Annotated in this window: 11 protein-coding genes; 7 read left to right on the forward strand and 4 right to left on the reverse strand. The window is 72.9% G+C overall.

Going from position 1 to position 13,366, the window contains the following annotated elements; genetic code table 11:
- Positions 1–40 precede the first annotated feature (40 nt).
- Positions 41–556, forward strand: a complete 516-nt coding sequence (locus tag ACFY00_RS31880) for a protein phosphatase (protein ID WP_388035986.1) — start codon at positions 41–43, stop codon at positions 554–556.
- A gap of 80 nt (positions 557–636) precedes the next feature.
- Here the strand turns inward: ACFY00_RS31880 and ACFY00_RS31885 are convergent, their stop codons facing one another.
- Positions 637–2,025, reverse strand: a complete 1,389-nt coding sequence (locus ACFY00_RS31885; protein ID WP_388035988.1) for a collagen-binding domain-containing protein — start codon at positions 2,023–2,025, stop codon at positions 637–639.
- Positions 2,026–2,659: 634 nt separating this feature from the next.
- On the opposite strand from ACFY00_RS31885, the gene ACFY00_RS31890 reads away from it, so the two are divergent.
- Together ACFY00_RS31890 and ACFY00_RS31895 are read left to right on the forward strand one after the other, a co-directional pair.
- Entirely contained in the window at positions 2,660–3,583 is a 924-nt protein-coding gene (locus tag ACFY00_RS31890; protein ID WP_388035991.1) for a lytic polysaccharide monooxygenase, read from the forward strand.
- Between the two features lie 262 nt (positions 3,584–3,845).
- A complete protein-coding gene (locus ACFY00_RS31895) occupies positions 3,846–5,465 on the forward strand; it encodes a cellulose binding domain-containing protein (RefSeq protein ID WP_388035994.1) in 1,620 nt (539 codons plus the stop codon).
- A gap of 68 nt (positions 5,466–5,533) precedes the next feature.
- Here the strand turns inward: ACFY00_RS31895 and ACFY00_RS31900 are convergent, their stop codons facing one another.
- A complete protein-coding gene (locus ACFY00_RS31900; protein ID WP_388035996.1) occupies positions 5,534–7,057 on the reverse strand; it encodes an MFS transporter in 1,524 nt (507 codons plus the stop codon).
- A 307-nt stretch (positions 7,058–7,364) separates the two neighbouring features.
- Between ACFY00_RS31900 and ACFY00_RS31905 the strand changes: the two genes are divergently transcribed.
- Together ACFY00_RS31905 and ACFY00_RS31910 are read left to right on the forward strand one after the other, a co-directional pair.
- Positions 7,365–8,129 (forward strand): TetR/AcrR family transcriptional regulator, encoded by a 765-nt coding sequence (locus ACFY00_RS31905; protein WP_388035999.1) that lies wholly within the window; start codon positions 7,365–7,367, stop codon positions 8,127–8,129.
- Positions 8,130–8,443: 314 nt separating this feature from the next.
- Positions 8,444–9,718 (forward strand): carbohydrate-binding protein, encoded by a 1,275-nt coding sequence (locus ACFY00_RS31910; RefSeq protein WP_388036002.1) that lies wholly within the window; start codon positions 8,444–8,446, stop codon positions 9,716–9,718.
- A 91-nt stretch (positions 9,719–9,809) separates the two neighbouring features.
- Here ACFY00_RS31910 and ACFY00_RS31915 read toward each other — a convergent pair whose 3' ends face one another.
- On the reverse strand, positions 9,810–10,301 hold the full coding sequence (locus ACFY00_RS31915; RefSeq protein ID WP_388036005.1) for a hypothetical protein: 492 nt from the start codon (positions 10,299–10,301) through the stop codon (positions 9,810–9,812).
- Positions 10,302–10,403: 102 nt separating this feature from the next.
- Complete coding sequence (locus ACFY00_RS31920) at positions 10,404–10,919, reverse strand: DUF664 domain-containing protein (RefSeq protein WP_388036007.1); 516 nt, start codon at positions 10,917–10,919, stop codon at positions 10,404–10,406.
- A 343-nt stretch (positions 10,920–11,262) separates the two neighbouring features.
- On the opposite strand from ACFY00_RS31920, the gene ACFY00_RS31925 reads away from it, so the two are divergent.
- Together ACFY00_RS31925 and ACFY00_RS31930 are read left to right on the forward strand one after the other, a co-directional pair.
- Positions 11,263–12,711: a glycine hydroxymethyltransferase gene (locus ACFY00_RS31925; protein ID WP_388036010.1), complete on the forward strand. Its 1,449-nt coding sequence runs from the start codon at positions 11,263–11,265 to the stop codon at positions 12,709–12,711.
- Positions 12,712–12,934: 223 nt separating this feature from the next.
- Complete coding sequence (locus tag ACFY00_RS31930; RefSeq protein WP_388036013.1) at positions 12,935–13,216, forward strand: pyrimidine/purine nucleoside phosphorylase; 282 nt, start codon at positions 12,935–12,937, stop codon at positions 13,214–13,216.
- The last annotated feature ends 150 nt before the right edge of the window (positions 13,217–13,366 follow it).

A 13,366-nucleotide genomic window follows, 5' to 3' on the forward strand; every position in this document is an offset into this window, starting at 1 on the left:
CCCGCCCGGCTCCGTCGCGTTGGCGGGTGGGAGGCTGTGGATGAAGACCCGCCGGAGGGGCGGCGTACCGGATCCGGGGACGCCGTGGGACGAGATCGTGCCCGGCCTGTGGATGGGCGGCCACCACTGGGTGGATCCGACCGGACGGTGGCAGCCGGTGGTGGTCGGCGCGGAGTTCGACCTGGTGGTGAGCCTGTTCTCGGCCCCGGGCCACGGCCCGGCACCGGGGGTGCCGCACCGGGTCCTCCCGGTACCGGACGGGCCGCTGGACGGCGGACAGTTGGCCGCGGTGCAGGAGGCCGTACGGGCCGTGGCGACCGCGGTGGCGGCGGGGCGGACGGTGCTGGTGCGCTGTCGTTCCGGGTACAACCGCTCCGGGCTGGTGGTCGCGCAGGCGCTGGTGGAGCTCGGTGCGGACACCGCCGGGGCGGTGCGCAAGGTCCGGGCGGGGCGTTCGCCGTGGGCGCTGCACAACGAGCTGTTCGTCGAGTACCTGGACGTCGGGTTGGACGTCGCCCGGCTGCTCGTCTCGTTGGAGGCGCTGGACTCGTCCTGAGCCCGCCCGGCCCGCAGCGGTCGCCTCCGGCGACCCTCGGCGGGCCGTCGGAGGCGGTGGAACCTTTTCCGCGAGTGGGGTCAGTGCTTGCGGCCGCGACGGCGCAGCAGGAGGGTTCCGGCGGTGAGGGCCGCGGCGGCGGTGGCGGCGGTCAGCGGGAGCGGCAGGTCGGCGCCGGTGGCGGGCAGTTCGCCGCCCGGGCCGGTGGGGGACGGGGCGGGCAGGGTCCGCGAGGAGCTGGGGCTGGGGGACGGGGCGGGGTGGGCGCTGGTGGACTGGCTCGGGCTGGGGCTCGGGCTGGGGCTGGGTGCGGGATGTCCGCTACCGCTGCCGCTCGGGCTGGGGCTGGGCGAGGGGCTGGTGTCCTCGCAGGCGACGGCGGCGTCGAACGGCCAGTAGTGCAGCTCCCCGGCGAGGGTCGACCGGCCGCCGACGAGCGGCCCGGCCTCGTAGGAGCGGGCGATGACGTCGCCCTCGATATTGGAGACGTTGACGTCCTTGAGGTGGGCGCTGGGCGCGTAGATGGTGCCCTCCAGGGAGTCGCCGCTGACCATGGTGATGTCGGTGGCGTCCGGGAAGTCCCACAGCACGTACGGGGCCTGCGGGCCGCTGATGCCCGACGTGTTGGGGTTGTCCCAGTTGAAGACGCCGCCTTCGGCGGTGGTGTCGACGACGACCACCAGCGGGGTGTCCCGGGTCGGCTGGTTGCGGAAGTTGATCTCGCTGAGGGCGTTCAGCTGCTGGCCGGTCAGGTGCAGCACGTTGGTGCGGCCGGGGGTGAGCGTCAGGTGACCGATGACGCCGGGCGGGTAGGGCCCGTCCGGCAGCGGTGCGCCCGCGTCGTCGACCAGGGTGACGTTCTGCGCGCAGGCCGCCATCACCCGGGCCCGTTCGCGGAAGACCTCGAAGGCGGTGGTGAAGTCGATCAGGCCGGGCGCCGGTCCGACCGAGGCGGGCGGCTGGTCCAGCGTCATCTCGATCCGGGGCACCGAGTTGTGGGCCGCTCCGGCGGCCACCACCTGGGTGTCGACCTGGGCGTTGTTGACGTCCCGGTCGACGGCGAGCGAGCCGGTCATGTCGCCGATCTTGGTGTAGCCGCCGCTGAGGACCTTCAGCACCCCGTCCGGGGAGCTCCCGGCGAAGTCGACCCGGCCGCCGACCACCAGGGCGGCCGGGTGGGCGTCGCCGGGGGCGGTGAAGGTGCCGGGGGTGTGCAGGCTGACGTTGTACCCGGAGCCGAAGGCGAGGTTGCCGCCGGTGGCGATCGGGCCTTCGGCCTCGGTGCTGCCCAGCACGGTGTCGTGCTCCACGAAGGCGTTGTAACCGAGGTTCCCTTCGACCGGGTTGCCGATCGAGGCCCGCTTGGCCCCGACCGCGACGGCGGACGGCGACAGCAGGTACGGGGCGAGCAGGGGCGTGGTGACGAGGCCGACCGAGAGGGCCGCTAGGGCGAGAGGGCGTACGGACATATCGGGAGATTAGGTGCATGGAGCGGACGATCCCGCGCCGCCACGCGGCCACCCCCACGGACGGCGGCACCCCCCTCGGCGGTCCGGTGGCGGGCCGTCGTACGCAGCCGATCCGGATTCCCGAGGGGATTCCGAGCCGACTTCCGGAAATCCCGCCGACGGACCTCCTCCCCGAACCGCCCTGCGGCGCCGCGCGCCTGCCACCGCGTCAGGGGCGCTCCGCCCGTCGGCTTATCGGAGCATTATCTGCGGCTTTGATCTTCCCCCGCCCCCGGCGCCCGCCGCCTGCGCCGCGACGGCGGGGGCGGCCACCGGGGAGCCCCGTCCGGGAAGTCGGCGGAGGGCGTGGACGGGGCCGTTCTCCTGCAGTTTCCCGTCAGCCTTCCAGCGAACGGAACCTGACGTCGCACCAGGTCCGCACCGCGGGACGGACGGTGACGGTGGCCGGATCCCGCCATCCGCCAACCACCCGCCGTTGGCCGACACTTGTCAATTGGTATAGGCCAATCGTAGCCTTCGGACGGCTCGCGGTGTGCCGGGTCCACACCGCGCCGCCCCGGGGTCGCTCCCCGTGGCCCGCAGGCAGACGTGCCGCTTTTCCCCCACGACCGGCCCGACCTTCCTGAGGAGAACCATGTCCTGGTCCCGCCGTCTGCTCACCGCCTCCGCGGTGGGCGCGGGCGCCCTGGTCGCCACCACCCTCGCCGCGGGCACCGCCGGTGCGCACGGCGCCATGTTCGGCCCGCCCAGCCGCATCGCGGCCTGCTACGCGGAAGGCCCCGAGACCCCCAAGTCCCAGGTGTGCAAGGACCTCGTCGCGGACAGCGGCACCCAGCCGCTGTACGACTGGAACGAGGTGAACATCGCCAGCGCCAACGGCCAGAGCCAGCAGATCATCCCGGACGGCCACCTCTGCTCGGCCAACCGCGACAAGTACCGCGCCCTGGACTGGGCCCGCACCGACTGGCCGGCCACCCCGGCGGCCGCCGGGGCGAAGAACTTCGACTTCCGGGTCACCGCGCCCCACCAGGGCACCATGAAGCTGTACATCACCAAGGCCGGCTACGACCCCACCAAGCCGCTGAAGTGGTCCGACCTGGACCTGTCCGCCCCGGTCGCGGTCTACGACACCGCGCGCACCTCGGACAACGGGTACTACCACGTCAACGTGAACCTGCCGCAGCGCACCGGCCGCCAACTGGTCTACATGGTGTGGCAGCGCTCGGACAGCCCGGAGGCGTTCTACGGCTGCTCGGACCTCGACTTCGGCGGCACCACCGCCGCGGCCGCGACCGGCGCGCTCGCCGCGGGCGCCCCCTCGGCGCCGACCCAGGCGCAGATCGACGCGGGCGCCGCCCGCTCGACCGTCTCGCACCACGGCCACGGCGGCGACCTCACCGCCGCCGAGGCGGTCGTGGCCGCCTCGGGCACCGCCGCCGTCGAGCGACCGGACCACGACGACCTGCTGCTCGGCCTGGCCGGCGCCGCCCTGCTGTCGGCCGCCGCCTCGGGCGCGTACCTGGTCCGCCGGATGCGCGGCACCGCCGTCTCCGCCTGACGGCCCACGAACGCCTGACCTGGGTCAGGCGGGTGGCGCGGCCCCTTCCCCCACGTTTCGGGGGCCGCGCCCTCCGTCGTCCCCCGGGTCGCCTCTCGCGCGTCTCGACAGGCTCAACCGCACCTGATTGAACCGTCAACTCCTTGCAAAACCGCAGGACTTCGCCTTGACGGCCCGGATTGGTCTGGACCATCTTGGGTGCGCCCCACGCACCCGAGCACGGCCCCACCCATCCCCCACACCGCCAAGGAGGACCCGCCCCATGAGGCGCGTCACCCTCTCCCTCGCCGCGGCCGCGGCCCTGATCGCCGCCCCGCTGGGCGCCACCGCCGCCGGAGCGGCCGGCGTGACCGGCCTGACCGCGGACTACGCGGTCACCCAGAGCTGGTCGAACGGCTTCCAGGCCACGTACACCGTGACCAACCACACCAACGCCACCGTCAACAGCTGGTCGCTCTCCTTCGACCTGCCGACCGGTGAGAACGTCTCCAGCCTGTGGAACGGCACGCTCACCTCGACCGCCACCCCCACCGGCACCCACTACACGGTGACCTCACCGACCTGGGCCGCGCCGCTGGCGCCCGGCGCCGCCGCGCCCGCGGTCGGCTTCGGCGTCACCACCGGCGCGGTGCAGAGCGCGCCCGTCAACTGCACGATCAACAACCAGCCGTGCGCCGGTGCCCCCGCCGACGGCACCGCGCCGTCCGTCCCCGGCAACCCGCGCTCCACCGGCACCGGGCCGGGCAGCATCACCCTCGGCTGGACGGCCTCCACCGACAACACCGCGGTGGCCGGCTACCACGTCCGCGAGGGCTCCACCGTGGTCGCCACCGTGACCGGCACCTCGGCCACCGTCCGCGGCCTGCTCCAGGGCAGCAGTCACACCTTCACCGTCAGCGCCTTCGACGCGGCGGGCAACGAGTCCGCCAACTCGGCGGCCGTCACCGCCACCGCGGGCACCGGCACCAGCGCCGGCACCGCCGCCCCCTACGTGGACCTCGGCGCGTACCCGACGCCCAGCCTGCCCGCGCTCTCCGCCGCCAGCGGCGTCAAGGAGTTCTCGCTGGCGTTCATCATCAACGGCAGCCAGCCGTGCACCGCCAGCTGGTTCGGCGCCTACGACCCGGCCACCGGCTGGAACAAGGCCGACATGGACGCGATCCGCGACGCGGGCGGCGACGTCCGCCCGTCCTTCGGCGGCGCCAACGGCACCGAACTCGCCCAGTCCTGCACCACGGTAGCCGCGTTGGCCGCCCAGTACCAGAAGGTCGTGGACGTCTACGCGCTGGACCGCGTCGACTTCGACATCGAGGGCACCGCCGTCACCGACCGCGCCTCGGTCGACCGCCGCTCCGCCGCCCTCGCCCAGGTCCAGGCCGCGCAGCGGGCCAAGGGCCGCGAGCTGAAGGTCAGCCTGACCCTGCCGGTGCTGCCCAGCGGCCTGACCGCGGACGGCGTCTACGTCCTGCAGTCCGCCAGGAACGCCGGGCTCTCCGTCGACCTGGTCAACGTGATGGCGATGGACTTCGGCGACTGGGCCGCCCCGAGCCCGGCGGGCAGGATGGGCGCCTACGCGATCCAGGCCGCGCAGTCCACCCAGGCGCAGATCCGCTCGGTGTGGACCGGCCTGACGGATGCCCAGGCGTACGCCATGGTCGGCGTCACCCCGATGCTCGGCCAGAACGACACCGCCTCCGAGGTGTTCGGCATCACCGACGCCCAGCAGCTGCTCGCCTTCGCCCAGCAGAACCACCTCGGCGAGCTGGCCTTCTGGGAGATGACCCGGGACGCCAACGCGTGCACCGGTTCGCTGCCCAAGTGCACCAACGTCCCGCAGACGCCGTACCAGTTCTCGAAGATCTTCGCGGCCTACCAGGGCTGATCCGGCCCCGGACGCGAACGGGCCGGGGCCCGGAGCGGTGTGCTCCGGGCCCCGGCCCTGTCGGGACGTCAGACGGGCTGATGCTCGCCCTCGGTGCGGAGCGCGCCCTCGGGGCCGCCCTCCTCGGCGCCCTCTTGCTCGGCGCCCTCGTGCTCGGGGCGGCCGTGCATCGGGAGCAGGAAGATCGCGGCGAAGACCACCACCAGCAGGCCGACCTCGGCCCACAGGGTGACCTGCTCGGCACTGGCGAAGTCGGCGGTCTTCAGGCGCTCGAAGAAGACCGTGCCCAGGATGGCGCTGCCCAGGGCTGCGCCGAGCTGCTGCACGGACGTCAGCGTGCCGGAGGCCGAGCCGGTCTCGTGCGCCTCCACCGAGGCCAGCACCATGCCGAAGAACGGGGCCATCACCAGGCCCATGCCCAGGCCGCTGACCGCCAGTGCGGGCACCATCTGCCAGGGCGTGACGCCCGCACCCTGGCTGTGCAGGGTGTACATCAGGCCGAGCACGCCCGCCAGCATCACCACCAGGCCCACGTGCATCACCTTGCGGCCGTACTTCTGCAGCGCCTGGGAGGCGACGAACGCGATCACCATGCCGATCGAGGACGGGATGCCCGCCAGGCCGGACTTGAAGGCGCTGTAGTGCAGGCCGAGCTGGGTGTACAGGCTGAACGTCAGCCAGAAGCCGGTCATCGCGGTGAAGAAGACCAGGCCCAGAACCATGCCGCCGCTGAAGCCGCGCTTGGCGAACAGGCTGGGCTCGACCAGCGGGTCCGCCCCGGCGGCCTTGCGACGCGCCTCGTACCAGCCGAACAGGCCGAACACCGCCACGCCCACCGCCAGCAGCGCGAACGCCCACAGCGGCCAGTCGTGCTCGCGGCCCTGGACCAGCGGGTAGATGACCATGGCCGCGCCGACCGCGGCCAGCAACGCGCCGACCAGGTCGAGCCGGACGGTCGGGCCCTGCCCCTGGGCGGGCAGGAAGACCCGGCCGCCGATGAAGGCGAACAGGCCGAGCGGGATGTTGATCAGGAAGATCATGCGCCAGCCGGTGCCCGCCAGGTCGGCGTCGACCAGCCAGCCCGCCAGGATCGGACCGCCGACCGTCGACAGGCCCATCACCGGGCCGAACATGCCGAAGGCCGCGCCCTGCTCCTTGGGCGAGAAGATCTCCTTCATGATGCCCAGGCCCTGCGGCAGCATCACCGCACCGAGCAGGCCCTGCAGCACCCGCGCGGCGACCAGCTGCCAGGGCTCCTGGGCCAGGCCGCAGGCCAGCGAGCCGAGGGTGAACCCGGCCGCGCCGATCATGAACATCCGGCGGCGGCCGAAGATGTCCCCCAGCCGCCCGCCGGTGATCAGGCCGATGGCCATCGCCAGCGTGTAGGCCGCGCCGAGCCACTGGATGGTGGACTCGCCACCGCCGATGTCCGCCCGGATCGCGGGGGCGGCGATGTTCGTCACCAGCGAGTCGAGCAGGTCCATCACCTCGGCGGCGAGGATGACGAACAGCGCGACCCAGCGCCAGCGGTAGGGTTCGGCGGCGGCGCCGGAGGGCGGTGCCGCGGTGGTGGGGCCGACCGCGTCGGTCATGACAGCTCCTGTTTGCTACCAGGCGCGGAGGACGGGGGCCGCGCGATGAACGGTGTTTCCTTGGACGAACACTGTTCTACGAGTCGAGCGGCGTTCCCGTCAAACGGATTAACCCTGACTTCTCCCCCACTCCGACCCTGACCCGCCCCGGACCGCGCCCGCCCCACCCGGTCCGGTCACCGCCCGGCCCCGCTCCGACCCGCGCCGCGACCCCGGCCGGGAACGGCCGGTTCGCGCACCCGTCGAACGGCGTTCGTCCGGAGTACGATGATCGCCGACGGAACGTTCAGCGAAAGCAGGTGGCCCGATGTCCGCGCAGATGCCCGAGATCCCGTGGCACAAGCCCCGCAAGGCGGAGCCGCGGCAGCCGCTCAGCCGCTCGCTGATCGTGGAGACCGCGGTCCGGGTGCTGGACGCCGAGGGCCTGTCCGGGGTCACCATGCGCCGGGTCGCGCAGGAGCTGGGCACCGGCCCGGCCTCGCTGTACGCGCACGTCTCCAACAAGGAGGAGCTGTTCGAGCTGGTGCTGGAGCGGGTGGTCTCCGAGATCCGCCTGCCGCCGCGGCCGGAGCCCGAGCGCTGGAAGGAGCAGATCACCGAGGTCTGCTTCGAGGCGCAGCGGGTGCTGACCTCGCACCGGGACGTGTCGCTGGTGTCGCTGGGCAGCATCCCGCTGGGCGAGAGCCAGTTGGCGATCACCGAGTTCCTGCTCGACCTGCTGCTCCAGGTCGGGCTGCCGCCCCAGGTCGCCGCCTGGGCGCTGGACGGGCTCGGCCAGTTGATCGACACCGACGCCTACGAGGCCTCCGTGTACGCCGAGCGGATCGCCCGGGGCACCGACATCCACGAGTACTTCGGCCAGCTGCGCACCTTCCTGCTGGCGCTCCCGGCCGACCGCTTCCCGAAGCTGCAGGGGATGGCGGACACCATGGTGACGGGCGACGGGGACGAGCGCTACGCCTTCAAGATCGAGGTGTTCCTGCGCGGCCTGGAGTCCTACCTGCCGACCGACGCCCGCACCGACGCCCGCACCGGCGGCCCCGACCGCGCGGGCCGCGCCGTCGACGCCTGACGCTCCGTCGGCACCCGGAGGGTCGCCGAAACCGGAACCGGACGGTCGTCGGCACCCGACAGGTCGCCAGTGCCCGACAGGTCGCCAACGAAGCTGCGAAACCTGCTTTGACCTGGGCTTTGCCGCGATTTGACCATTCCCTGGACCGCCCGCCCGGAGTGCGGCGGCAAGGGTTGACGGCGCACCGGCACAGGTCTATACCAGTGGCAGTCACGTCAACCTCGGCCAGGTACCCGACCGTTGGCCCGGCCGCGCACCCCCACGTCCGCGCGCGTCCGGGCCGCCGTCCTCGCCGCCTCCCGGAGAGGTCCTCGATGGAACGCGTCCTTCCCCCACACTCCCCCGCCACCCCGGTCCGACCGCGCCGCCCGCGGCGCGCCGTCGCGGTCGCCCTGTCCGTGTTCGGCCTGCTGGCCGGCGCCGTCTCGGCCGTCGCCGCGTCCGGCCCGGCGAACGCCGCGACCACGGCCGGGCTCGGCTCCAACTGGTACGCCTCCGCGCCGTACCTGATGCCGGAGGACAACAGCCCGCCGGACGCCGCCGCCGTGATGGACGCCACCGGCCAGAAGGCGTTCCAACTCGCCTTCATCCTGGCCCAGGGCAGCACCTGCAGCCCGTCCTGGGGCGGGACGTCCTCGATCGACACCGACACCACGATGCCGGCCGTCATCCAGACCATCCGCAACAAGGGCGGCGACGTCTCGGTCTCGGTGGGCGGCTACGGCGGCACCAAGCTCGGCCAGACCTGCGGCACCCCGGAGGCCACCGCCGCCGCGTACCAGAAGGTCGTCACCAAGTACAACCTCAAGGCGATCGACTTCGACCTCGAGGAGCCCGAGTACGAGAACACCGCCGCCATCCACAACGAGATCGGCGCGGCCCGCATCCTGCAGCAGAACAACCCGGGCATCTACATCTCCATCACCACCGCGGGCACCAACGCCGGCACCGGCTGGTTCGGCACCCAGATGCTGCTGGAGGCGAAGTCCCAGGGCTTCACGCCGAACAACTACTCGATCATGCCGTTCGACGGCGGGTTCAGCGGGGCGGCGGCGCAGACCGACGCGCTGGTGAAGTTCAACCAGATCCTGCAGAACACCTTCGGCTGGAACGAGGCCACCGCGTACGCCCACGAGGGCGTCTCGATGATGAACGGCCGGACCGACGCCGCGGAGTACTTCAAGCAGGCGGACTTCCAGACCGTGCTGGACTTCGCCACCGCGCACAAGCTGGCCCGCTACACCTACTGGTCGGTCAACCGCGACCGCCAGTGCCCCGGCACGGTCGACCCCGGCCTGTCCGGCGCCTGCTCCAGCGTGGCCCAGAACGACTGGGACTTCACCAAGTACACGGTGAAGTTCGCCGGTGCGACCCCGCCCACCAGCACCACCTCCCCGTCGCCGACCGGCAGCCCCTCCCCCGGCACCGGGACCTGCAGCCCGGCCTGGTCCGCCACCACCACCTACGTGGGCGGCGACAAGGTCAGCTACAACGGCCACAACTACCACGCCAAGTGGTGGACGCTGAACGAGAACCCGGCCAGCAGCGGCCAGTGGGGCGTGTGGGCCGACGACGGCCCGTGCTCCTGATCCTGAACGCCCGCGCGAACGGGCGGGCCGCCCGGTCCACGAGCCTCGTGCTCGGGACCGGGCGGCCCGTCCGCTCTCCCCCGGCGGGGCGTCAGACCTCGGCGCGGTTGCGGAACTCCTCCGCGACGGCCCGGGTCGAGGGCAGGTCGCCGAGCGGCTCACCGACCACCCGGGAGGCCAGCTCGGACGCCAACTTGATGACGTCCTCGCGCAGTTCGGCCTCGGCCAGCACCTTGTCGGCGGCCAGCTGCACCTGCGCCTCGGCCACCAGCTGCTCGCGCTGCTGCAGGCCCTCCGCCCGCAGCGCGGCGACCAGGGCCGCGCCCTCCTCGGCGGCGGTCTGCCGGATGGCGGCGGCTTCGTGCCGGGCCGCGGCGAGCTCGGCCTGGAACTCCCGGCGGATGCGTTCCGCCTCGGCCCGAGCCGCTTCGGCCCGGGCCATGCCGCCGTCGGTCTTGTCGTGGCGTTCGGCGAGGGTGCGTTCGATGCGGGGCAGCAGCACCTTGCCGAGCGCCCAGAACAGGGCGAAGAAGACGATCAGTCCGAGGATCAGCTCGGGCACGTTCGGTTCGAGAGGTCCCATACTCAGTATGCTATACGGTCATCTGACGAACCGTTCGTTCGGGTCGATCGTTCGGGCCGCTCGTTCGGGTTCCGGTCCAGCCCCCTTGCCCTTCACGGGACTTCAGCCCCCGGTCACCCCGTCGGTGTGCTCGCGCAGCAGGTCGGCGTGCCCGTTGTGGCGCGCGTACTCGGTGATGACGTGCAGGTACGTCATCCGCAGCGACTGCTCCTCCCCGTAGGCGGCCAGGGTCTCGTCCAGCCCGGCGCCGGCCACCGCGAGGTCGGCGAGCCGCTGCTCCTCCAGCAGGGCCAGGTACTCCTGTTCGGCCCGCTCCGGCTCCAGCAGGTCGAAGTCGGCGTCCTTGTGCCCCTCCACGGCGTGCAGCGGCGGAACGTCCTGCCCCGCGAAGCGGATCCGGAACCACGTCCGCTCCACCTTGGCCAGGTGGCGCATCAGCCCGAGCAGCGAGAGCGAGCTCAACGGCAGCGGGCGCAGCGCGAGCTGCTCGCCGGTCAGGCCGGCGCACTTGTGCAGGAAGGTGGCGCGGTGCCAGGCCAGGTAGTCGGGCAGCAGCTCGGCCTCGGGCGCGGTGAGCGAGCCGCCGGGGCGGGAGACGGCGGGGACGGTCCATGTCATGTGCCCGATCATGCCGACCCGGAGCCCGACAGCACCAGGGGATTTCGCCGCCGCCCGGACCGGGGACGGGAGCCGGGCCCGGGGCGGGGGCCTGCTCCGGGGCCTGGGCGGGGGCTTGGGCGGGGGCCTGCTCCGGGCCCGGGAACCCGGCCTGCGCGGTGGCGGCCGGGTGCGCGGTGGGGCGGGCCCGGCGGTTGGTAGCATCGCGGTGGGCCGTGACTGGCGCGCTGGGATGGAAGTCACCATCGGGGAGCGGCCCCTTGCGGTACCCTCGGGCGCCGTTCGCTGTCGCCGTGCGCCTGGGCCGTCCGAATCGTCGTTCCGTACTACGAGGAGACCGCCCGTGGTCGAGTCCCTGCCCGCGCACACCTTCGGCAGCCCCGCCGCCGACACCGCCTTCCGCAGCGCCCTGGACGTGGTGCGCGCCGTCGAGCCCCGGATCGCCGCGGCGATCTCCGGGGAGCTGACGGACCAGCGCGCCTCGCTGAAGCTGATCGCCAGTGAGAACTACGCCTCGCCCGCGGTGCTGCTGGCGATGGGCAACTGGTTGAGCGACAAGTACGCCGAGGGCACCCCCGGCCGCCGCTTCTACGCGGGCTGCCGCAACGTGGACACCGTGGAGGAGCTGGCGGCCGAGCACGCCCGCGAGCTGTTCGGCGCGGAGCACGCCTACGTGCAGCCGCACTCCGGGATCGACGCCAACCTGGTGGCGTTCTGGGCGGTGCTCTCGCAGCGGGTGGAGAGCCCGGCGCTGCAGCGGGCCCAGGTGCGCAACGTGAACGACCTGAGCGAGCAGGACTGGGCCGAGCTGCGCCGCGAGCTGGGCAACCAGCGGATGCTGGGCATGTCGCTGGACGCGGGCGGCCACCTCACCCACGGCTTCCGGCCGAACATCTCGGGCAAGATGTTCGACCAGCGCAGCTACGGGACGGACCCGGTGACCGGGCTGGTCGACTACGACGAAGTCCGGCGGATCGCCCTGGAGTTCAAGCCGCTGATCCTGGTCGCCGGGTACTCGGCGTACCCGCGGTTGGTGAACTTCCGCCGGATGCGGGAGATCGCGGACGAGGTCGGCGCGACCCTGATGGTCGACATGGCGCACTTCGCCGGCCTGGTCGCGGGCAAGGTGCTGACCGGCGACTTCGACCCGGTGGCGCACGCCCGGATCGTCACCACCACCACGCACAAGTCGCTGCGCGGCCCGCGCGGCGGCATGGTGCTGTGCACCTCCGAGCTGGCGGAGCACGTCGACCGGGGCTGCCCGCTGGTGCTCGGCGGCCCGCTGTCGCACGTGATGGCGGCGAAGGCGGTGGCGTTCGCGGAGGCCCGCCGCCCCGAGTTCCGGGTGTACGCCCAGCAGGTGGTGGACAACGCGCGGGCGCTCGCCGAGGGCCTGCTCGCGCGCGGCGCCCGGCTGGTCACCGGCGGCACCGACAACCACCTGGTGCTGGCGGACGTCTCCTCGTACGGGCTGACCGGCCGTCAGGCGGAGGCGGCGCTGCTGGACTCCGGCATCGTCACCAACCGCAACGCCGTCCCGCAGGACCCGAACGGCGCCTGGTACACCTCCGGCATCCGGCTCGGCACGCCCGCCCTGACCACCCGCGGGCTGGGCGCGGCGGAGCTGGACGAGGTCGCCGAGCTGATCCACACGGTGCTGACGGCGGCCGTTCCGGTGGGTTCCTCGAAGGCGCAGTACGCGCTGGACGAGGCCGTGCGCGACTCGGTCGCCAAGCGCGCTGTCGACCTGCTCGCCGACCACCCGCTCTACCCGGGCATCACGCTCGGCTGATCCTCCCTCCCCCGCGTCACCGTCCGGACGCCGACCGGCCCGTTCCGCAGCACCACCGCGGACCGGGCCGGTCCGCTCCCCGCCCCCGGCGACCCCGAGCTCGGTGACCAACCAGCGGACGCCTCCGGCAGCGCGGCGGTCCGCGCCGCTAGGCTCGCCCCGCCGCGGCCGGGCGCGCGACGCCCGGGCCGCCGTCCCGCACACCTTCCGCAGGAGAACGCGCATGCTCAAGGTCAACGAATACTTCGACGGCACGGTCAAGTCGGTCGCCTTCACCTCGGCCGACGGCCCGGCGACCGTCGGCGTGATGGCCCCCGGCGAGTACGAGTTCGGCACCGCCGCGCCCGAGGTCATGCACGTGGTCAGCGGCGCGCTGACCGTCAAGCTCCCCGGCGCCGAGGAGTGGCGGACCTTCTCCGCCGGTGAGCGCTTCTCCGTTCCGGGTGACAGCAAGTTCCAGCTCCAGGTCTCGATCGACACGGCCTACCTCTGCGAGTACCGCTGACCCCACCGCCCCGCCGACGACCGCTCGCCCACGGCGCGTCAGGTCCTGTCCGGTCGATCTTGTCGGATCAGCGCGCGGCGTCGGGCGCCCGGCTGGGAGTGCCGGCACGACGCCCTCGTACTGGATGTACTTGGGTGTTGTGCCGGTGCT

The sequence above is a fragment of the Kitasatospora sp. NPDC001540 genome, from assembly GCF_042894345.1.
Classification (GTDB): domain Bacteria; phylum Actinomycetota; class Actinomycetes; order Streptomycetales; family Streptomycetaceae; genus Kitasatospora; species Kitasatospora phosalacinea_C.